Origin of the sequence: Bradyrhizobium manausense (assembly GCF_001440035.1) — a bacterium.
In the GTDB taxonomy this organism is placed as follows: domain Bacteria; phylum Pseudomonadota; class Alphaproteobacteria; order Rhizobiales; family Xanthobacteraceae; genus Bradyrhizobium; species Bradyrhizobium manausense.
In genome coordinates this window covers 1-20120 of the sequence record NZ_LJYG01000091.1, presented here as the reverse complement: position 1 = coordinate 20120, position 20120 = coordinate 1, and the positions used below count along the sequence as shown (strand labels likewise).

Sequence of the window (20120 nt, the reverse complement as noted above, 5' to 3'; positions counted from 1 at the left end):
CATTCTCGAGAGGCATACGAGCCCTGCTTTGGTAGGGAGTCCTTGCGTCACGGCACCTCGGTGGTTTGGACGGTTGAGAACATGCGAGAGCTGTATAGGGATCGCAATAGGTTACTTTCCGCCGTGGCGACAGTCAGCCACACTAGTTATCTGATCAGGCCATTTACGCGTACTACCCTCAAGCAGAGTTAACACTGCCGAAAGTGCGGAATCCCGTTGGGACCAACTTGGCCACTTGCAGTCGCTCCGAACGAGTCCGCTTCGACTACCGATCCGGATGCCAGGCTCTACCGCAAGGGCAGAGGCAAGGAGACGAAGCTGTGCTTCATCGGGCATGGCCTGATGGAGAACCGCCACGGCCTGCTGGTCGACGCCTGCCTGACGCAGCCGACGGGCATGCCGAACGGGTGGCCGCGCTGCACATGATCGAGCCTCGTGCCGACCGGCCGACAGCGATCACGCTTGGCGCCGACAAAGCCTACGATGCAGAAGACTTCGTCAACGAGCTGCGCTCGATGAATGTGACGCCGCATGTTGCGCAGAATGCCAGCGGCCGCAGCTCTGCGATCGACGGACGAACGACCCGGCACGGCGGCTATGCCGTCAGCCAGCGCATCCGCAAGCGCATCGAGGAGGTATTCGGCTGGATCAAGACGGTCGCCGGGCAAGAGAAGATCCGGTTCCGTGGCCGTGATCGCGTCGGATGGGCCCTTACCTTCGCTGCCGCCGCCTACGATCTGGTGCGGCTGCCGAAGCTGATCGCGGAGCCCGGCTGATGGCCAAGGTGCCAGGCTTCGCCAAGGCCTTTGCCGGCCGCTGGCGCATCGTCGAAATGGACAACTGGGACAGCCACTTCCTCGACCTTGTCGAAGAGGCGCATCTCACCTTCGAGGGCAAGTCCGACGCTGAAATCGCCTTCGGTGCGCTGAAGGGCTTTCTCGACGTCCGCTACGGCGCGCGAGACGGTTCGGCCTGTGCGGAGTTCTCGTGGGAGGGGCACGACGAGAATGATCCCGTCTGCGGTCGTGGATGGGCTATGATCGGCACTGCGGGCAGGCTCGTCGGTCACATCTACATACACAATGGCGACGATTCAGGCTTCGTTTGCGAACGCGCCTGAGTTCTTCGGCCTCCCGGGCACATCGATCTGGCATCGTGAGACTGCACTAGGGTGCCAAGCAACGGTTTGATGCCGGCGATGAAATTCTGCACGAAAATGCAAAGTCGATCCGAAGAATGTGCGTCGATGGGCAAAAGTTGGCCGATTTTATTCTCTCGTGTCAGGGTACGAATGTTGCCGACAAACACTGGGTAAGCGGGGCCGATAGGTTCGAACCGGATGGACACACGCATCAACAGCTTTTTGTCGGATGCTGAGCGCGACGCGGTCATTGAGCTGCGCCATGCAATGCACCGGGAGCCGGAGATCTCAAACGCGGAATGGAAGACCCAGGAGCGGATTTGCGGCATACTGCAACGTTTTGGTGTCGAGGATGTCACGACCTTCCACAACGCCGGCCTCTATATCGGTATTAAAGGCACTGCCTCCGGCCCGGGGCAGCCTTTATTTGTGACGTGCGGCAAGGGGCATTCAGGAGCGATGTAGGATGAATGACGTTTCTATCTCACAGAGATTTCGAGGTCGGCGAGCATTAGTCACCGGTGCGGCAGGTGACCTAGGCGCAGCCATCGCAAAGCGCCTTTCGAGCGAAGGCGCCCGAGTAGCCGTATGGGACAAAAACTCGAACGGTCTCGATATCGCCTTCGGGTCAGCGGGCGGCGACACGTTCCTGAAATCGGTTGTCGACTTGCGGAGCGAGCGCGACGTTAAGCAGGCGGCCGCCGGCGTACTTGACGCGTTTGGCGGGGTCGACATTGTCGTCAACAACGCTGGCGGTGCCTTGGACAGGCCATATTACTTGCTCGATCAGACCGAAGAGGATTGGGTTCAGACCATTGACCTTAACCTCTACACAGCGGTACGGGTGACGAAGGCTTTCATCGGCGCGATGAGCGGCGCTGGCTACGGCCGGGTGATTAACCTCGGCTCGAAGGCCGGGCGTTACTCGAGCTATATCGATGGCCCTGCATACTGCGCGGCTAAGGGTGCGGTGCACGCTTTCACGTTATCTCTCGCCATGGAATTCGGGCCGAAGGGGGTGACGGCCAACGCTGTCCTGCCGGGGCTGATTATGACCGAGCGCGTCCGCAAGCTGTGGGAGTTTCGCCGTCCCTTGGTAGAGCGCGAGGCAATTAAGAAAGCGATTCCGCTACAACATCACGGTGATTTGGAGGATATTAGCGGGGCAGTCGCTTTCCTAGCGTCGGACGACGCTAAATTCATTACAGGAACTCTGCTCGATCTGAATGGCGGCCAGTCAATGGCGACGTAAATGTCTTTGCTCGGGCTGGCATAGCTTCATTTCTGTCTTTGCTAGCCCGACGTGCCGAGTGGGGCGGGCGTAGCGTGGAAAGCGGCCGGGGTCCTGGTTCTCGGCTGTCTCCTAGAAATTTTTCGCGTCCTGGTAGCCTATCACAGTGATTTTGACTCTTTGGCGGTGGCTGGATAGGCGCGGCCGAGCTTGGCGCGGGCTTTGTTGGTTGTGAACATCCATTTGATGCGGGTTCGGTTTTTATTTCGCCGCCGTTGCCATGCTGCGATCTCGTTTCGGAGCCTTTTGGGGTCGTCGATGCGGCGGCCGAGACACTGGCGCTGAAGCACGCTGATCTCGCACTCGACCATGTTGAGCCAACTGGCGTGCTTCGGAGTGTAGTGGAATTCGAGGCGGCACAGGATGTGTCGGGCCTCGGCAGGCGCGAAGGCCTCATACAGCGCCCCAGGCTTATGAATCGACAAATTGTCCTGCACGATACGGATGCAGGAGGGGTTGGGATAATAGACGTCGACGAGCTCACGCATGCACTGAGCGTAGTCCACGGCGGCGCGGCGGTCGGTAACCTTGACGTTGCGCCAGCCCCGATACGGATCGAAGGTGACGAAGAGATTGACAGTGCCGTTGCGGCGATACTCGTAATCGTACCGCTCGCGCTGTCCCGGTTGCGCCGGGACCGGCTGGCGTACCTCGCTGATCAGCCGGACGGGGGCCTCGTCGAGGCAGACCAGCGGCCGGACGGGATCCGGCGTCTCGGCGCAGAGATCGAGCACGTCCTCCATGTGGGCGACGTATTCGCCGTCGACATGGGGAATGCACCACATGTCCCTGCGCCATGGCTTGAGGTCGTTCTCGGCCAGCCGGCGACGCACGGTCTCGCCCGACAGGCTGTCGTGATCGGTGAGCTTGACCATCGTGTCAGCCAGCAGCGTCAGCGTCCAGCATTTGCGGCCGGCCCGTTTGCGAACGCGCCTGAGTTCGTCAACAGCCTGCTAGGGGTTGCGCCCGTGCCTCCTGTCGCATTTCTTGCTTTCCCAAGCCGGACGGACGCGCATAAAAAGCTCGTATACCAGCCTTCGAAGGCAGAATTTCTAAATTACACACCTCTCCATTGGGATATTTCGGCGCTCAGCTCTTGGTAGATTTATTGCGAGATGATGACAGCATCTCTCTAAGAAGCAAAAACGATCTCCATAGGAGCAGCTGAATAACGGGCGCATGCTGTGCGAAGGGGTAAGGATCTTCACCGAGGGGCAGATCGATGGAGTTTGGTGCTTGGCCTCATGTGAGGGGCGATCTTGCGTCCGCGCGACAGAACGCTTCGGCGTTCCTGGACGGGCTACTGCCAGAGTGTGATCGCACCCAATTAGCTCGGCAGAGCTGGGGCGCAACCTGGGCGGGGACCGGGGACGCTTATTGCCGTCTGGCTGACCTCAACATAAAGAAAAAGGAATACGATGAGGCCACGGAGGCTTGGCTTTGCGCGCTCACTGCCTTCGAGGTCGCCAGGCGGCTAGTCGCGGACGATGATCCGCGAAGGGCGCACGTTACAGCCAAAGTCGAGGCTGGTCTTCATAAGATCGGACTATCCTTCGGCCATGAGGTGGAGAGCGCACGGATCGCGTGTGGCGATCTGGGAGAATTTCTCGCCTACTATCTGCCTGCAGGGACTCCGAATTCGCGTGCGCCGGCGGTCATTTGCGTCAGCAACGAAGAAGAGACGGGAGTGACGCTGCTCGGCAGGCTCTTGCCTGTGGTCATTGGTCTGGGGATGTCCCTCCTGGTTGTCTCTCACGAAAACATCGCAAATCACACACGCGGTGGCTCCGAAATCGTATTGTCCCATTGTTTGGATCATTTGTCGGTTCGTCCTGATGTTGATAGTAGTCGGATCGGCATTTATGGAGATGGGTTATCGGCCTCTTTAGCTACTGAATATGCAGCCTACGATCGCCGCATCGCAGCGGCGGTTTGTGATGGTGGCATTTGGAATTGGACGCGCTCCCTAAGATCCATCGAATGGATGACATCGACCGATGACAGCACAGATAGGGACATGGTGTCAGGGCATCGCTCACGGCTGGCTCGACTGCCGAACTGTCCAATACTCGTGGTAGCCGGTGGGCGCGGCCTCGTCAGCGTGTGCGAGGCTATCAAACTACAGACTGTTTGCATGGCGGCGCGCATCGACGTGGACTTGGTCATGCCGCAGCTCATTCGAGGTCTGGGCGAAGGGGTTGACAACTTCGTTAGCTCAGATGGCTGCATCTTCAGCTGGCTGAAGCAAAAACTCGCACCACCTCCAGAGCGAGTCGTGGGCTAGCGGCGCTTGCGGTTCTCTCTCGATCTTTTCGCAGAAGCTCTCATTAAGCCGTAAGTTGTAGGCGAAATCGATTTTTGTGAGGGCTTGGATGGGTGCTCAGTGCAAGACGACGGGACCTACCTAGATGGACTCAAGTCCGTACGACGTCCGCCTCGAACGTTACCTGCAGTGAAGCCGTCCATCTTGGTCGGGGGGGGGCGAATGAAAGAAACGGCTAGGCTGATGCGGCCTTCACCGGTTCAGGCCTACAACGCACCAGTACTCAGCTTTTGGGATGCCAATCGGCTATTCTTCGCGATCGAGGTCAGCCGCTTGTTGAGGTAGTCAAGCGATGCCTGGTCCAGCCCTTCCAATAGCGCGGAATTCAGAGCTTCCCTCTTACTCGACAGCTTTGAGATTTCTGCTCGAGCCTTCTCAGTCAGGGACATTTGAACGAATCGCGCATCATCAGGCGACGGCTCGCGCACCAGAAACTGCGTCGCCTCTAACTTTTTCGTTTGGTTGGTAACGAACGCGGGATGAATTCGGAGTTTGCTCGCAACTGCTATCCCCGAGACACCGCTGCCCTGATCGAGTTCGTCGATAGCCATGAGGATCAGCCACTGTGGCTCGGTCAAGCCCAGTAGCTCTGCCCAGCTCTTATGTATCTCCTCGATTTGGGAATGGATCTCGACAACGTTCCAGATGAAATCCCTGACGGCCCTGTCGATTGTTGGTTTTTCAGCCATGTTGTTTGTTCCGCCAAACCCCAGCGACGCCCGATAAGCCGCTGCGACATTCCCCTTGGTATCTGGGTTCAGTCGCCCCAGAAAGGCTCCATCGAGCATAGACGCCATGTAAAAAATCAATTGATTTATGCAATTATTTTGGTACTATTTTGCCCAGATCGTTCGAGGAAAAACTCTTCAGCGATCATGTAAAATCTCCAAGGAGAGCCTCCGGGATGCCCCCCGGGGGCTCTTTTTTTGCGAGAGTTCCTTCACGGGCGCGCTGTAGAAAGGACCGTTGCACAACTGCAACGCTGATCCATGAAATAATGCTTCTCGATATTAATGAATTGAAGCAATTGATGTGACGAATTAGACCTTGGGCTGACGGAGAGGGGGCGCCTCGACGTCGTCCGTCAAGCACCCGCCCAGTAGGTGAGGCTAGCCGCGGCGGATCTTTGAAGGACGGAAACGACGTTTCCAACTTGGAGGTTCAACAATGAGATTGATGAAAAGCTTTATCCTCGGTTCGGCCGCAATGCTCGCTGGCGCCGAGGCTCAGGCGGCGGATCTTCCCGTCAAGGCCAAGGCAATCGAGTACGTGAAAATCTGCTCGCTGTATGGCGCTGGCTTCTACTACATTCCCGGCACCGACACGTGCATCAAGCTCGGTGGTTACGTGCGTGCTTCGACCCAGCTGGGAACGAACAGCGTCTGGGGTGCGGCGGCCAGCGGTCTCGGTGGTGCGCACAACCGCCTCAGCAACTACTATACTGCGCAGTCTCGGTTCGATTTCAGCACCGATACGCGGACCGCGACGGAGTATGGCGTCCTTCGCACGTACGCCGAGTTGGCCTTCACTTGGACGGCGGGCGGATATGGCGGCGCCGGAAGCAACCTGATCAATGGCGCGACCGCCTACAACGGAAGCAATCCGGCTGGGAGTGGCAGCGGGTCAGTTTCGGGTGGTTCGCTCAGCGTGTATTATGCGTTCATGCAGTTTGCCGGTTTCACCTTCGGCAGAGCGCAGTCGCAATTCTCGTCGCCCTGGACTAACTATCCCGGCAACTCCTTCGATGGCATGCCTGGCGGCGGTGGGTGGGAGGCCGTCAACCAGATCGCCTATACCGCTGACTTCGGCCAGGGCATCACGGCTTCATTCTCGGCCGAGGATCAGGTTACCCGTACCACCAACATCTGGAACGTCAGTGGTGCGACGGCTGCGGGTCTCGCCACCGGCACGTATGGTGCGGGCGATATCGGCGGCTCGCGCGCTCCCGATCTCGTAGCCATGCTGAGAGTCGACCAAGCTTGGGGCCTTTTCCAGGCATCGGTCGCCGCGCACGATAATCATGCCGGCTATTACGGGGTCGATGAAACGACAGGGCATCCGGACGACAAGTGGGGTTGGGCCGGTCAGCTTGCGTTGTCGATCAAGAATATCCCGACTGGCGCCGGCGACACTATCAACGTCCAGGGTGTCTACACGAACGGCGCCAGCATTTACAACTTCCAGTCATATACCCCGTTCACTTATGCGATCTACGGAGGCACGGGGTTGGGAGGGGCCTACCAGAGCGTCGGTCTCGGCGGCGTATCTGACTCCGTCTTCGTGGCGGGCGCCGGCCAGCAATTGACGACGACGTACGGCTTCAACGGTGCGTACACTCACAATTGGAATCCGTATTGGAACAGTGCCATCTTCGGTGGCTGGGGTGCCGTGCGTTATAACAACACAGCCAAGGGATATATCTGCGGCGCGTTTGTTGCGACGCTTGCGTTGTCGAGTGGCCTTCCTGGTTGCAATCCCGACTTCAACTACTCGGTCGTCGGCGTGGCGACGCGCTGGAATCCCGTCAAGAACCTGACCTTCTCGACCGAACTTGCTTACACGATGCTCGACCAGAAATATGCGAGCGGAAGCACGGTCACCTTGCCGGTGCAGGCTGGCATCGCCAAGCCGGCGGCAACCTACGAGCTGAAGGATCAGAGCAGCCTGCAGGTGATGTTCCGCGCGCAGCGCAACTTCTAAGTCTTCCGTCGCCAGCAAAAGGAGAAGTGGCTCTCGATATAGGTTAACCTCCAAGAAGGCCTCCGGCATGCCCGCCGGGGGCCTTTCTGATTCGAGAGAAGCTATTTCGACAGGGCAGAGAGCGATCTTCGCGTTCCAGTATTATTGACCTAACGCGAAATCGTCGTCGCCTACGTGCCCAACTGCTTGTGGACGCGGCGCAATCGTTTGCTCTCAGATCGCAACTAGTGCAGGAGCTGCCGTGTGAGCATAAGACGGGGCACAACTCTGTGGGTCGGCGACAATTGACAGTGGCGGCACATGTCCTGGCTCGTAGCATCCTGTTCGAACACTACGCCTCGCAAGTGCCCGTGACGGGACCGGTACTGGATGGGGTGAAGCGCGCGCGGTGGATCACTCGATCGAAATTATTGCCCCGTCGTGCTTCTCGCCGACTTTGATCGCCTACAACGGTACGCGCGGCAAGCTAGTTGTTGCGCCAGATCGTGGCAACGCATCTGATCGCGGCCCCTCCGATTCGACGTGGAGCGCCACCTCGACGCCAGACCTGCTTCTCGCAGAGGAAGGTTCATACACGCTGGTCGGGTACGACGGGCGGTCGTAGACGGCGGTTCCTTCGCCGCCGACGAAATGATGGACGTTACGGGTCAAGCATTTGCCGCGGTTGATGGGCTGCAGCGGGTTCATGCTGCCTTCATCCATTCCCGGCAATGCCGGCACTTGCCCATAAGCGTTACCACGTCGACCGGAGCCGCAGGGGCTACTTTCATTCATTTATGAGGTCGTACGATGTGCGAACCACTCCATGGATTTAGTCGCCTCGCGCAAAAGCTGTCTCTGACGGAAGAATGGTGCAGATTTCCACCAATGTGGCGCCTCAGCTTGACGGATTTCGACGTGCGGGCTCGGTTAATCTGCCACAAAACGCTGACGCTATCGGGCGTCGGCTGATCGACGCGATGCGCCTCTTGGGATCAGACCAACTGCCAAATGTGATCCATCGCTCGATCGCCAATCCGACAAAATGGGAGACAGCTGGATGCCGTACTACTCTTTTGATCTTGTAGTTGGCGACGAATTCAAGAATCAGGGCGGTCTCATTCTCGAGAACATCGAAGTTGCCGCTGATCGAGCAGAGCAGCTTGCGATCGAGCTCTCTGTTGTGCGTCCTGACCTCAAGTCCAATGGTTGTTCGGTTCGCGTGACCAGCGCAGACAGCACTGAAATATATCGAACTCCACTCGATCCTATCCCGTCATGGATAAAAGTCAGAACCTGAAGGTCCACAGTGGTGCGAATAACTGGATTGCTGGACTGCTGACAGGCACCTCGTCGCTATGAACGCGAGCGCTAGACCATATTGGTCAAGCGCAACAACTCCTTTCTAATCTTAAGAAGGCACGAGCTATCCACCATGTCGAATACTTTGAAAGGCGTAGCTCGGGTGCATCCCGCTGTCGGGGCTTGGCCTCCTCGCAAAATCTCCGGCGCCGGTGAGGCGTCGAAGAGTATCTTGGTGGAGATACCGGAGAGGAGCGGAACTTCTGCTGCGTGGTGCTATAGCGACAAGCGAAGCTATCGTGCCGGCGAAACGGTAAGCCAATTCATTTCGGCCAATATCGAACGACTTGCGATCAAGATTTACAAGGATGGACTGAGGCCGAGTCTGCTGCGCGAGTAGAAGGGCCTTAATGTTACTTTCCATTGTTTCAGCCGCTGGTAGCCAGGAGGATTTGATGACAGACGACAGTAGAAGAGTTGATCTTGGACGCCGCCGTATCCTTAAGGTGATGGGCGCGAGCGCAACGGTACCGTTCGTGACACCGTTTATCGGTCGCGCATTCGCGGCCGAACGGCTCGTCGTTCGCGATCCGGGTGGTGTCGTGAACGAAGCCGCGACAAAGGCATTTTATAAGCCATTTGCGCAGGAGACCGGCGTCGAGGTGGTTGGTGTAACCTCCCAACTGGAGCCGCTGAGCCAAATTCGCACTATCGTTAACAGCAAGTCCTATCTCTGGGATGTTTCCGTGCTCTCGGCTCAGGCGCAGGAAATCCTAGGAAAGACCGGCTACCTTGACGAGATCGACCCGAATGCACCTGGGATTGTCGACATCCTGCCACAGGCTAGATCGCCGTGGGGTGTCGGCTTTCAGATCTATGCAACGATTCTCGCCTACAGCACCAAAACCTACGGAGATAACGGACCTCAATCCTGGGCGGACGTCTTCAATCTCAAGATGTTTCCAGGGCGGCGTGCCCTGCGCAAATTCCCAATCGACACACTCGAGTCAGCGCTTATGGCTGACGGTGTCGACATGAATAATTTGTATCCACTTGATCTTGATCGCGCCTTCAAAAAGCTCGACGAAGTAAAGCCAAGTGTTACTCTTTGGTGGAGTAATGGAGCACAATCCTCGCAGGCCGCGGCGTCGCAAGAGGTTGATATCGTCGCAACCTACAACGGCCGGGTACAGGCAGCAATTGACGATGGCGCGCCTTTCAAGATCGTCTGGAACCAGGGTATCTGGGCTTCGGACGGCTATGCCGTGCCCAAAGGTAATCCAAAGGCAAAGCTCTGCCACGATTTCCTGAAGTTCTGCGCTCGGCCCGACCGCCAAGCCGAGTTCTCCAAGTGGGTTCCTTACAGCCCGCCGAATCCGAAAGCCTACGAGTTCATCGACAAGGCCCGCATCGACCTGTTGCCCACCGCGCCAGGACGAGTGGAAAAGATGGTCATGGAGAACGGCTCCTATTGGGCGGCCAACCTTGAAAAGGTCGCAGCTCGTTTCAACGAGTGGATTGTCAGGTAAGATGCGGGCGACATGCTGGTGACGAAATCGGCTTTCCACACCCCGGCGGCGGCGAAGCAATTCGCCGCTATCAAGCTGGATGTTGCAGGCATCGAGAAGCGCTACGGCAGCGTCGTGGCGCTCGCTCCCACGGACCTTGAAGTCCACGAGGGCGAGTTTCTGACACTGCTTGGGCCCTCTGGTTCTGGCAAGACGACGCTGTTGATGACGATCGCGGGCCTGGCTTGCCCGGATGGCGGCCGGATCGTGATCGACGGTCGCGACAGTACAGACATTCCAGTCTATGATCGCGACATCGGTATGGTCTTTCAGAACTATGCCTTGTTTCCGCACATCGACATCTTCGAGAACGTAGCCTTCTCGTTGCGGGTGCGAGGGATTAGCGAGAACGAAATCGAACGACGCACCCGTGAGGCGCTCGAGCTTGTTCAGCTCGGCCATCTGGCACAGCGATTTCCTAAAGAACTGTCGGGCGGACAGCAGCAGCGCATCGCTATCGCTCGCTCAATCGTCTACCAGCCCTCGATCATTCTGATGGACGAGCCGCTCGGCGCACTTGACAAGCGCCTGCGGGAGCAGATGCAGATCGAGATCAAGCGACTTCACCGACAACTCGGCGTGACCATCATCTATGTCACCCATGATCAGGAAGAAGCTCTGTCCATGTCGGATCGCATCTGCCTGATGAACAATGGCAGCATTGTCCAACTCGGCCGCCCTGACGAGCTCTATTTCGCGCCACGCAACCTGTTTGCTGCCAATTTTCTCGGCGAAGCCAATATCCTCAAGGCTAGTCGAAGGTCTGGCGAGAAAGAGGTGACCGCCGCCGGCACGACAATCCGGATCGGAAGTAGTCCTCCCGCGGTTGAAGCGGCACTCTTGCTTCTGATCAGACCCGAATGCTTCTCGCTCGAATCCAGCGGGCCGTCTAGCAACTGCCTGACCGGAAAGCTGGTCGACGTCACTATGTTAGGCCCCCTGACACGGCTTGATGTCGTCTGTGAAGGTGGAACCCCCATTCTCGCAAAGGTGCCAACCAGCCGCGCCGTCACAAGGCTTTCTGCGGGCCAGGATGTCGCGCTCTATGTCGCTGCCGATGATGTAATCGTTGTGCCGGAGGCTCCATGATGGGACGCAATGAATCCCGCAGTGCTGTCCTGAGCGAAGCCGTCCCGCTCGCGCCTGCTCTGTTATTGCTCCTACTCGTCTATGTCGGGCCCGTTGTCTATTTCCTCGCCTCCAGCTTTGTCGGCAGCGACGGAAGCATCGGCCTTCAAAACTACAGCCGGCTGTTCGGTAGCGCGACCTATGTAACCACAATTGTGACGACGCTCAATCTTTCCGCAACCACGACAGCGTTGTGCCTGGTGATCGGCTACCCCGTCGCCTACCTGATAGCGACGACGCGAGCCGGATCGAGCCTTATCCTGCTCGTCGTGCTGCCTTTTTGGACGAGCTACTTGGTGAGGACCTTCGCTTGGATCATTCTGCTCGGGCGCAGCGGAACGATCAACAGCACGCTCATGAGCCTCGGCTTGATTGATCGCCCGCTCGAGCTCTCCTACAACTTCTTCGCTGTCGTCACTGCGATGGCCCACGCTATGTTGCCGCTGGCGATCCTGACGATGCTCTCAACGATGCAGAACATCGGCTCGCATTACAGTCGAGCAGCCTCAATACTCGGCGCACGTGGCGCGCAATCTTTCCTGCGGATCTACTTGCCTCTGTCGATGCCTGGCGTTGCTGCTGCGGCGCTGATGGTCTTTATCATTTGCCTCGGCTTTTTCGTTAATCCAGCGCTGCTTGGCAGCCGGCATGAGACTGTAATCACCCAAATTATTATTGATCAGCTCAGCACCTCGCTCGACTGGGGCTTCGCGGGAGCGGCTTGCGTACTCATGCTGATCGTTTCTCTGGCTATTGTTGCGCTTTATCAGAACGTATTCGGGATGACCGCTGTCACTGGTATGGAATCCAGGGAGAGCCATGGCCGGTTGCGTAGCATCGTTTCGCGGGGCTCGATGCGACTGAACGGAGCTCTTGGCCAAGTGCTGTCGGGCATCGGCAAAGGCATTGAAGGGCTGATGTGTGCCGCGAAGATCGAGCCGCGTGCCGGGAGTACGCGTATCATTCTGGTGACATTCGTCGCGCTCATCGTAGCCTTCCTGCTAGGACCTGTGCTGTTCCTGATCCCGGTTTCATTCTCGACCTCCTCTTTTATGCGCTGGCCTCCGGAGTTCTTCACACTGCGCTGGTATGAAGGCTATCTTCTGGAGCCAATCTGGACATCGGCGATCCTGCGCTCGCTCGGCGTGGGCCTCGGGGCTGCCGTAATTGCCACAGCTGTCGGCACGCCGGCCGCCTTCGCGCTGGTCAGAAGCCGCCTGCCGGGGAAGCCCGCTTTGATGAGCTTCATCATCATCCCGATGATCCTGCCACATATGGTGCTGGCCATTGCGCTATTTGCGCTCTATGCGAGGCTCGGTTTGGTGGGATCTGCCGTTGGCTTGATTATTGCCCACGCAGTGCTGGCCATCCCGCTCGTCGTCATTACCGTCTCCTCGGTGCTGCGCAATTACGACCGGCGGCTCGACCAAGCTGCCGCCATTCTTGGTGCACGACCAATGCGCGTGTTTCGGACCGTGACGCTGCCCCTCATAGGCACCGGGATGATTTCTGCTTTTATCTTCTCCTTCATCAGTTCCTTCGACGAGCTGACGGTTTCACTCTTTGTCACGGGCGGCCTGACCGCAACGCTGCCGAAGCAGATGTGGGAGGACGCCATCAATCAGGTGTCGCCAGGCTTGGCGGCGGTTTCGACCGTCATCCTTATCGGCCTGACGGTAATCCTCCTCCTCACTGCTCTCTATCAGCGCCGCTCTGGTTCGACCGCTATCGAGCTACGCGGATAATATCGCACCTGCAAAGAAGAAACTGCCATGACTGCCTTCGACCGGCCGTTCACTGTCCCAGACCGCACACCTCTGTTCAAAGCCTTGCCGCGCCATTACGTCGGTTACCGCAAGCTCTCGGTCTTTTGCGAGGCTTCGCCAGAGGGCATCCGCAAGGCCCTGCCTGTGGATCTCGAATACGTCTCAAACCGAATTGAAGTCTTTGTTATGGACTGCCCGGAAGTTCATGATCTGGACAATCCTGCGATGGGACCGCGGGCCTATCTAGAAGGTGGTGTTGTCGTCCAAGCCGGCTATCATGGCGTCACCGGTGGTCATGTGCTCTACGAGTATGTCACAACTGACGACGCGATGGCCGGCGGCCGGGAGGTCTGGGGGTATCCCAAGAAGCTCGGACAGGTCACTTATGATGAGACTTCCGACGGCAGCATCACCGCGAAAGTATCGCGGCTGGGACAAGCGCTAATTAAGCTGGGTTTCCGCCCTACAGAGGCCGAGTTCGATAAGCCAATCCTTCATCCGCGTTTGCAGGTTAAGCGCATTCCGCGCGCGGACGGTCAGGGCTTCGATGTCGACCAGATCATCCTCAACGAACTATCCGACGCGAAGATTGTCAGCCGGACCTGCGGCACCGGGGCCGTCATTTTGGGTGGGCGCGCAGATATGGATCCCTTGATGGAGTTAGGTAGTACTTGCGTCATCGGCGCGGAACAGGTCGTTGCAGAATTCAAGCTCGGTTGCGGGCGCGTCTTCCATGACAAGCTGAAGCCTGACCGATGCGATTTCGCTCAGAGTGGCGGAGTTTCCAACATGTCGCTGTCTCCCAAACCCTGCGTACAAATCTCATAAATCGGATTTAGGTCATGATCCAGTCGCTCCCGCGCGTCACCTACTCGAACATTGGCGTCGATTTCTCACCGGTTCACGATTTCCTCGATACCCTCATGCCGGACTTCGAGGCCACGACCCTTGCCCAGACTTGGGGCACGCCGTTTGCGACCGGTCCCGCACGACAGGTCCGGAGCCCGATTGATCCGTCGATCTCACTGGGGAGGTTTCCCGATTCGACGGCCGAGGACGTGAAGGCTGCGGTCGCCTCTGCGCGTGCGGGCGCAAAGATCTGGAATGTATCTTCCCTGGAGGAGCGCCTTGCCTTCGCGACCCGCTGGAAAGACGTTCTTGCGGACGGCAAATACCGTCTCGGTCTCGCGGCCCTCTATGAGGTGGGGAAATCCCGTCTCGAGGCCATTGGCGAAGCCGAGGAGGCGGTGGACATGCTCGACTACTACCCGTCCGAACTGCGGAAAAACAACGGATATGTGCGGGCGATGAACCAGCTCGTGGAGCATGAAACGGCCACCAGCGTCCTGCGGCCCTACGGCGTGTTCGCCGTGGTCGCGCCGTTCAACTTCTCGCTCGCCCTGTCGATCGGCATGATCGCCGGCGCCTTGCTCGGCGGCAACGCCGTCGTCTTCAAGCCCTCGCCGGATTGCCAGCTTACCGGCCTGCTGATCGCGGAAACGCTGCGCAAGGCCGGACTGCCGGAGGGCGTCTTCAACATCGTTCTCGGCGGTGCCGAGGTCGGCCACACCCTGACCACGGACAAGAGCATCGACGGTGTTGCCTTCACCGGATCGCACAAGACTGGCATGGGCATTTTCCGCCACATGGCGGTCCAGCCATGGATAAAGCCAGTGGTTGCCGAGATGGGCGGGAAAAACCCAGCTTATGTCACGGTGAACGCGGATCTTGATCGCGCGGCCCAGGGCGTCATGCGCTCCGCCTTCGGCCTCCAGGGACAAAAGTGCTCCGCATGCTCGGTGGTCTATGTCGACAACGCAGTGAAAGACGAGTTCATCAAACGTTGCGTCGCCTTTGCCCAGACCCTTTCCATCGGCGACCCGCGCCAGCGCTCGACGTTCATGGGCCCGCTTTACGGGCCGGCGACCGTCGAGCGGTTCGATGCCTCCGTGGCCCAGGCGCGGGCGGAGGGCAAAGTTCATTTCGGCGGCAGCCACCTGGACGGCAAGCCCGAGAACTACGTCATGCCGGCCATCGTGGAGATGAGCGGCCCGTCCAATCTCACTCGCGATGAACTATTCATGCCCTTCGTGGTCGTCCGGGGCGTCGACGATCTCGAAGCCGGCCTTGCCGAAGGAAACGACGTGACCTACGGCCTCTCCGCCGGCATCTTCACGCGCGATGAGGAGGAACTGCGCTACTTCCTCGAGAACGCCCAGGCTGGCGTTCTCTACGCCAACCGCGCCAGCGGCGCCACCACGGGCGCTTGGCCGGGCGCACAGCCGTTCTGCGGCTGGAAGGGGACCGGCGTCAGCGGCAAGGGTGGACTCGGGGCTTATTTCCTGCCGCAGTTCATGCGCGAGCAGAGCCACACAATCATGACCAAGTGATCACCGGACGCGAGGCGCCTGCCGCCTCGCGCCGCCCGCTCTTCTGGGAACCCACCAACATGTCCACCTATCCTGCTTCCTGCCCCCGCTCCGAAGAACTCTTTGCGCGCGCCCGCAAGGTCATGCCCGGCGGCAACACCCGCACCACCGTCTTCATTGACCCGTTTCCAATCTATGCCGAGCGCGGCGAAGGATGCCGGATGTGGGACGTGGACGGAAACGTCTACTACGATTGCATCAACAACTTTACGGCCATGATCCATGGCTATGCCCAGCCCGAAGCCGTTGCAGCCGTGCAGGGCCAGCTTCCCCTCGGCACGGCGTTCGGGGCGCCGACGCAGAGCGAGATAGACCTCGCCGAACTGCTGGTGGCCCGGCTGCCCTCCGTCGAGCAGATTCGCTTCGCCAACTCCGGAACGGAAGCCGTGATGATGGCGATCAAAGCCGCCCGTGCCTTCACAGACCGTCCCAAGATCGTCAAGATCGAAGGCGCCTATCACGGCTCCTATGACTTCGCCGAGGTGAGCCTCGACAGCTCGCCGCAGAACTGGGGCGACATGCCGGCTTCTACCGCTTATGCGAAGGGAACACCGCAGGGCGTGCTGTCCGATGTCATCGTCGTGCCTTTCAACGACATTGAGGCGCTCAAGGCCGTATTCCACGTTCATGGATGGGAGATAGCCGGCGTCCTGATTGATCCCATGCCTAACCGTGCCGGCCTGATCCCTGCCAGGCGCGATTATCTGGAAGCGCTCGTCGAAACCGCGCACGCTGCCGGCGCACTCGTCATTTTCGACGAGGTGATCTCCTTCCGCCTTGGCTATGCGGGTGCCCAGGGCCTGTGGAACATCGCACCGGACCTGACTGCGCTCGGCAAGATCATCGGCGGCGGCTTCCCCGTCGGCGCCGTCGCTGGGCGCGCCGAGATCATGGCTGTGTTCGATCCGACGCGCGGCAAACCCGCCCTGCCGCACGGTGGCACCTTCACGGCAAACCCGGTCACGATGCGAGCCGGCCTCGCGGCGATGGGGGCTCTGACGTCAAAAGCCTTCGCTCATCTCGACTATCTCGGCGCCTTCCTGCGGGATGGCACCAACGCTGCCTTCGAGCGCCACGGCCTCTCCGGCCGCTGCGTCGGCCTCGGGTCGCTGTTCAGGATCCACTTCACCGGCAACGACATTGTGGACTACCGGTCGGTCTATCCCTCCGCCACCGAACGCCGGAAGCTGAATCTCCTGCACCGGGGCCTGCTCGACCGCGGGGTTCTCTCAGCCAGCTACGGCCTCTTTGCCCTGTCGACCCCGATGACCGACGCAGAACCATCCTCGCAGCCATCGATGACACGCTGAGACAGATCGCGTCGTTGTCGTGACGATCGTACGTTCCGGGCCCTTGCGGGACGGGCTCGGACCTCACGTCACCTTGCCGCTCGTGCGAAATACAGGAATTGAAGTGACCTCCTCCCCAAGTCGTCGTGATCGGAGCCGGAACGCTCGGAATGTGCATGGCGATCAACCTCGTCCAGCAGGGAGCCCGCGTGACTGTCATCGATGCGAACGCCATCGCTTCCGGATCCAGCGGCCGCTCGGTCGGCGTTGGCAGGACGCAGTTCACTGATCTCTTCGAGATCATGGTGCGTGTGCATGCGATGTGATGGTGGGATCCGTTGATCGAGTTAGGCATAATTGAAAGCATCGGCGCGGAACATGTCGTTGCAGAGTTAAAGCTCGCTTACGGACACATCTTCGACGACAGGCTCAAAACCTGATTGATGCGTTCCCACAGAGTGGCGCCGGTTCCAACATGTCGCTGTCTCCCAACCCTGCCATCGAGGTATTCCATCGCTCGACATGGGCGACTTGCTCTTGAGTTTCGCTGGCGAGTTCGGGACGTTCTTTGAGGATTTGGCAGACCTTAGCGAAACCGCTCACCTGGTGCAAATGTCGGATTCCACGGTCATACGCGCCGATGTTTCCGCGGCTGATAGAAAAGGGGGCAGGGCCGGCGCTGGGCCGCCCGCGCGGGGACTTGTTGACCAAGATCTACCTTAAGATCGTGCGGAATAGGTACGCGTCCGGTGACGACCCCTAGTTCGGTCATCTTGAGCAGATGGCTGACGGCGGTTACGCGGCGTGAGCGACGTTCTGAGGTCGCCAATTCCAGGGCATGAGTTCGTGGATGCGCTTGGCGGGATGATCGGGCAGTCGGGCCAGCAAGTCGGCGATCCAAGCCTGTGGATCGATGTCGTTGAGCTTTGCGGTTTATGCCGCCCGCCGAACTATGCCGAGTCGGCTCGTTTTCCCCAGATTTCTGGCTGACCGGCGTTTGGTCGGTTCGGCATAGTTCGTTCTGTGCCTCCGCTTTCAACAGCGGAGAACAGGAAGATGGAAGCTGAAGAGTACTTGGGCAGAAGCCGGCTGTACCGGCGTCTCAGAAGCGGGCCGCACGGACGGCTCGTCGAGTGCTACGCCGTTCGTCTCGTCGAAGAGAGGCTCGTTCGGCACGGCGCGTGGCGTTGCCTCAACGTAGTTGGCGGGCTCCTGAGTTGGATCGCAGGCCGTCGCTACAAGCTGGTCGATCTCGATGAGCAGGTCGTTGAGCGGTACCTCCGACATCGAGGCGGGAGGCAGTCTATCCAACCCGGTGACCGAGCTGCGCTCAAGCGATGGCTGTCGGTGCTGCGCGAGGAAGGCGCGATCGCGCCGTTGGTGCTACCGCCTCTCACCCCGCACGAACGGATCTTCAAGGAGTTCGATGCCTACCTGCGATCGGAGCGCGGCTTGGCCCCGAGGTCCATCGTCCGCCATCTCCCAGTCATCCGCAGGTTCCTGCACGAGGTGTGCTCCGGCGGCGCCAGCGCCCTGTGCAAGATCAGCCAAGGACGTGATCCGCTACGTTGAGCGCCATGCCCAGGATTGGAGCCCGGGAACAGGCAAGGCGATGTGCTGGTCGTTGCGTGCCTTTCTCCGTTACCTCCACCATCGGGGGCTGAACGCGCGCCCGTTGGCGGATTGCGTTCCATCGATGCGCCGATGGAAGCTCGCAACTCTACCGACCTTTCTGCCTGCCGCTCAGGTGCGGAAGGCTCTCGACAGTTGCGACCGAGAGACGGTGATGGGACGGCGCGACTACGCCATTCTGTTGTTGCTGGCCAAGCTCGGTCTGCGGGCCGACGAGGTCGCGACGCTCACGCTCGATGATATCGACTGGCGCGCCAGCGAGATACTCGTTCGCGCCAAGGGCCGACAGCGTGCACGGATGTCGATACCGCCAGACGTTGGCGCGGCCATCGTTGCATATCTGCGCAGTGGCCGCCCAAAGTCGTCGTGCCGACGGTTGTTCGTCCGCACACTCGCGCCGCACATCGGGTTTGCTTCCGGATGTGCGATCACCATGATCGCCAAGGCCGCCCTCGATCGCGTTGGAATCGACGGTTGCGCGCACCGCGGCGCCCATATCTTCCGACACAGTCTCGCTACCGAGCTTCTCCGATCTGGCGCGACCTTGTCGGAGATCGGACAGCTGCTGCGGCACGAGAATCACGACACCACCCGGATTTACGCGAAGGTCGACATCGACGCGCTGAGAACATTGAGCCTGCCCTGGCTGGGAGGCGTGCAATGACCAATCTGCGCGCCGTACTCGATAAGTACCTGAGCATGCGCAAGGGGTTGGGGTACAAGTACGCGCACCAGACCCGTCGGCTCGCCGACTTCGTTGCCTTTATGGAGAAGCGCAAAGCCAGGATCATCACGACGAGGCTGGCAATGGAATGGGCAACGCTGCCGCCCGATCGTCATGCATCCTGGGCGCTGCGATTGAGCGACGTGCGAGGGTTCGCGCGCCATGTCGCCAACTTCGATCCTAGAACGGAGGTACCGCCCGTCGGCATGCTGCCCGGATGGAAGCGCGCCAAGCCCTATGTCTACAGCGACGCGGAGATCGATGCGTTGCTGGCGGCAGCGCTGGCTTTGCCGCCAGCGGGCGGGCTGCGCCGATGGACCTACCATACCCTGTTCGGGCTGATCGCGGTGACGGGCATGCGTATATCCGAGGCGATGGGCCTGGGGCGTGATGACGTCGACCTCGACGCCGGCGTGCTGACGGTACGGCTGACCAAGTTCGGCAAGTCGCGGCTCGTTCCATTGCATCCGACGACGAGAACCGCGTTGCGCGACTACGCCCACCGGCGCGACGCGATGCCCGGATCACGCTGCGGCTCGACTTACTTCGTTGCCGAACAGGGAGGCCGCTTGCTGCACCAGTACGTTCATCGCGTCTTCTGGCGATTGTCCAGAGAGATCGGGCTGCGGCGCCCAGGTGATCGTACCGGGCCACGCGTGCATGACTTCCGTCATCGCTTCGCCATCCGGACGCTGCTCGACTGGTATCGCGAAGGCAAGAACGTCGAGCAACGAGTTCCAGTGCTCTCCACTTACCTCGGCCACGCCTGCGTGCGTGATACCTACTGGTATCTCTCGGCTTGCCCCGAGTTGATGGAAGAAGCGGCGCGGCGTCTCGATCGGCGATGG

17 protein-coding genes and 3 pseudogenes are annotated in these 20120 nt (G+C 59.4%); 17 read left to right on the top strand and 3 right to left on the bottom strand.

The window, feature by feature from the left end; translation table 11 throughout:
• Window positions 1-258 precede the first annotated feature (258 nt).
• From AOQ71_RS21565 to AOQ71_RS21550, 4 genes and pseudogenes are all read left to right on the top strand, one after another.
• Window positions 259-776, top strand: a pseudogene (locus AOQ71_RS21565) (transposase); the annotation flags it as partial.
• The gene (locus tag AOQ71_RS21560; protein WP_057750659.1) at window positions 776-1120 is read left to right on the top strand and encodes a hypothetical protein; all 345 of its coding nucleotides are present in this window, start codon (window positions 776-778) and stop codon (window positions 1118-1120) included. The pseudogene AOQ71_RS21565 and the gene AOQ71_RS21560, both read left to right, overlap by 1 nt.
• A gap of 219 nt (window positions 1121-1339) precedes the next feature.
• The gene (locus AOQ71_RS21555; protein ID WP_057750649.1) at window positions 1340-1606 is read left to right on the top strand and encodes a hypothetical protein; all 267 of its coding nucleotides are present in this window, start codon (window positions 1340-1342) and stop codon (window positions 1604-1606) included.
• A 1-nt stretch (window position 1607) separates the two neighbouring features.
• Entirely contained in the window at window positions 1608-2393 is a 786-nt protein-coding gene (locus AOQ71_RS21550; protein WP_057750646.1) for an SDR family NAD(P)-dependent oxidoreductase, read from the top strand.
• Between the two features lie 140 nt (window positions 2394-2533).
• On the opposite strand, the pseudogene AOQ71_RS21545 reads toward AOQ71_RS21550, so the two are convergent.
• Window positions 2534-3346: pseudogene (locus AOQ71_RS21545) on the bottom strand (IS630 family transposase); the annotation flags it as partial.
• 773 nt (window positions 3347-4119) lie between these two features.
• Here AOQ71_RS21545 and AOQ71_RS46005 point away from each other — a divergent pair.
• Window positions 4120-4716, top strand: coding sequence for an alpha/beta hydrolase family protein (locus tag AOQ71_RS46005; RefSeq protein ID WP_162268392.1), 597 nt, complete (start codon window positions 4120-4122; stop codon window positions 4714-4716).
• 245 nt (window positions 4717-4961) lie between these two features.
• Here AOQ71_RS46005 and AOQ71_RS21535 read toward each other — a convergent pair whose 3' ends face one another.
• Complete coding sequence (locus tag AOQ71_RS21535) at window positions 4962-5444, bottom strand: MarR family winged helix-turn-helix transcriptional regulator (RefSeq protein WP_057750717.1); 483 nt, start codon at window positions 5442-5444, stop codon at window positions 4962-4964.
• 478 nt (window positions 5445-5922) lie between these two features.
• Between AOQ71_RS21535 and AOQ71_RS21530 the strand changes: the two genes are divergently transcribed.
• The 9 genes from AOQ71_RS21530 to AOQ71_RS43650 all read left to right on the top strand — a co-directional run bounded on the left by AOQ71_RS21530 (window position 5923) and on the right by AOQ71_RS43650 (window position 17242).
• On the top strand, window positions 5923-7455 hold the full coding sequence (locus tag AOQ71_RS21530) for a porin (protein WP_057750640.1): 1533 nt from the start codon (window positions 5923-5925) through the stop codon (window positions 7453-7455).
• A gap of 1039 nt (window positions 7456-8494) precedes the next feature.
• Window positions 8495-8734: a hypothetical protein gene (locus tag AOQ71_RS21525; protein ID WP_057750715.1), complete on the top strand. Its 240-nt coding sequence runs from the start codon at window positions 8495-8497 to the stop codon at window positions 8732-8734.
• A 457-nt stretch (window positions 8735-9191) separates the two neighbouring features.
• On the top strand, window positions 9192-10265 hold the full coding sequence (locus AOQ71_RS21520; RefSeq protein WP_063958280.1) for an ABC transporter substrate-binding protein: 1074 nt from the start codon (window positions 9192-9194) through the stop codon (window positions 10263-10265).
• Window positions 10266-10277: 12 nt separating this feature from the next.
• The gene (locus tag AOQ71_RS21515) at window positions 10278-11393 is read left to right on the top strand and encodes an ABC transporter ATP-binding protein (RefSeq protein WP_057750632.1); all 1116 of its coding nucleotides are present in this window, start codon (window positions 10278-10280) and stop codon (window positions 11391-11393) included.
• The gene (locus AOQ71_RS21510; RefSeq protein WP_057750628.1) at window positions 11390-13177 is read left to right on the top strand and encodes an ABC transporter permease subunit; all 1788 of its coding nucleotides are present in this window, start codon (window positions 11390-11392) and stop codon (window positions 13175-13177) included. The genes AOQ71_RS21515 and AOQ71_RS21510 overlap by 4 nt, the downstream gene beginning before the upstream one ends.
• 27 nt (window positions 13178-13204) lie before the next feature.
• Window positions 13205-14026: an acetoacetate decarboxylase family protein gene (locus tag AOQ71_RS21505; protein ID WP_057750625.1), complete on the top strand. Its 822-nt coding sequence runs from the start codon at window positions 13205-13207 to the stop codon at window positions 14024-14026.
• Window positions 14027-14040: 14 nt separating this feature from the next.
• Window positions 14041-15588, top strand: a complete 1548-nt coding sequence (locus tag AOQ71_RS21500; protein ID WP_057750621.1) for an aldehyde dehydrogenase family protein — start codon at window positions 14041-14043, stop codon at window positions 15586-15588.
• A complete protein-coding gene (locus AOQ71_RS21495) occupies window positions 15585-16937 on the top strand; it encodes an aspartate aminotransferase family protein (RefSeq protein WP_245317057.1) in 1353 nt (450 codons plus the stop codon). Before AOQ71_RS21500 ends, AOQ71_RS21495 begins: the two co-directional genes overlap by 4 nt.
• Before the next feature lie 125 nt (window positions 16938-17062).
• Window positions 17063-17242 (top strand): FAD-dependent oxidoreductase, encoded by a 180-nt coding sequence (locus tag AOQ71_RS43650; RefSeq protein WP_283809608.1) that lies wholly within the window; start codon window positions 17063-17065, stop codon window positions 17240-17242.
• Between the two features lie 469 nt (window positions 17243-17711).
• On the opposite strand, the pseudogene AOQ71_RS43645 reads toward AOQ71_RS43650, so the two are convergent.
• A pseudogene (locus tag AOQ71_RS43645) lies at window positions 17712-17849 on the bottom strand (transposase domain-containing protein); the annotation flags it as partial.
• A 123-nt stretch (window positions 17850-17972) separates the two neighbouring features.
• Between AOQ71_RS43645 and AOQ71_RS48270 the strand changes: the two are divergent.
• The 3 genes from AOQ71_RS48270 to AOQ71_RS21480 all read left to right on the top strand — a co-directional run.
• Window positions 17973-18488, top strand: a complete 516-nt coding sequence (locus AOQ71_RS48270) for a hypothetical protein (protein WP_245317055.1) — start codon at window positions 17973-17975, stop codon at window positions 18486-18488.
• Between the two features lie 214 nt (window positions 18489-18702).
• Entirely contained in the window at window positions 18703-19212 is a 510-nt protein-coding gene (locus tag AOQ71_RS48265; RefSeq protein WP_245316621.1) for a tyrosine-type recombinase/integrase, read from the top strand.
• Window positions 19209-20120 (top strand): tyrosine-type recombinase/integrase (locus AOQ71_RS21480; protein WP_057750615.1); only part of this gene is annotated, 912 nt, incomplete at its 3' end. The genes AOQ71_RS48265 and AOQ71_RS21480, both read left to right, overlap by 4 nt.

Coding starts and splice junctions, on each gene's coding strand:
- AOQ71_RS21560 (WP_057750659.1), top strand. CDS start 776: ATGGCCAAGGTGCCAGGCTTCGCCAAGGCCTTTGCCGGCCGCTGGCGC.
- AOQ71_RS21555 (WP_057750649.1), top strand. CDS start 1,340: ATGGACACACGCATCAACAGCTTTTTGTCGGATGCTGAGCGCGACGCG.
- AOQ71_RS21550 (WP_057750646.1), top strand. CDS start 1,608: ATGAATGACGTTTCTATCTCACAGAGATTTCGAGGTCGGCGAGCATTA.
- AOQ71_RS21535 (WP_057750717.1), bottom strand. CDS start 5,444: ATGGCTGAAAAACCAACAATCGACAGGGCCGTCAGGGATTTCATCTGG.
- AOQ71_RS21530 (WP_057750640.1), top strand. CDS start 5,923: ATGAGATTGATGAAAAGCTTTATCCTCGGTTCGGCCGCAATGCTCGCT.
- AOQ71_RS21525 (WP_057750715.1), top strand. CDS start 8,495: ATGCCGTACTACTCTTTTGATCTTGTAGTTGGCGACGAATTCAAGAAT.
- AOQ71_RS21520 (WP_063958280.1), top strand. CDS start 9,192: ATGACAGACGACAGTAGAAGAGTTGATCTTGGACGCCGCCGTATCCTT.
- AOQ71_RS21515 (WP_057750632.1), top strand. CDS start 10,278: ATGCTGGTGACGAAATCGGCTTTCCACACCCCGGCGGCGGCGAAGCAA.
- AOQ71_RS21510 (WP_057750628.1), top strand. CDS start 11,390: ATGATGGGACGCAATGAATCCCGCAGTGCTGTCCTGAGCGAAGCCGTC.
- AOQ71_RS21505 (WP_057750625.1), top strand. CDS start 13,205: ATGACTGCCTTCGACCGGCCGTTCACTGTCCCAGACCGCACACCTCTG.
- AOQ71_RS21500 (WP_057750621.1), top strand. CDS start 14,041: ATGATCCAGTCGCTCCCGCGCGTCACCTACTCGAACATTGGCGTCGAT.
- AOQ71_RS48270 (WP_245317055.1), top strand. CDS start 17,973: ATGGAAGCTGAAGAGTACTTGGGCAGAAGCCGGCTGTACCGGCGTCTC.
- AOQ71_RS48265 (WP_245316621.1), top strand. CDS start 18,703: ATGGGACGGCGCGACTACGCCATTCTGTTGTTGCTGGCCAAGCTCGGT.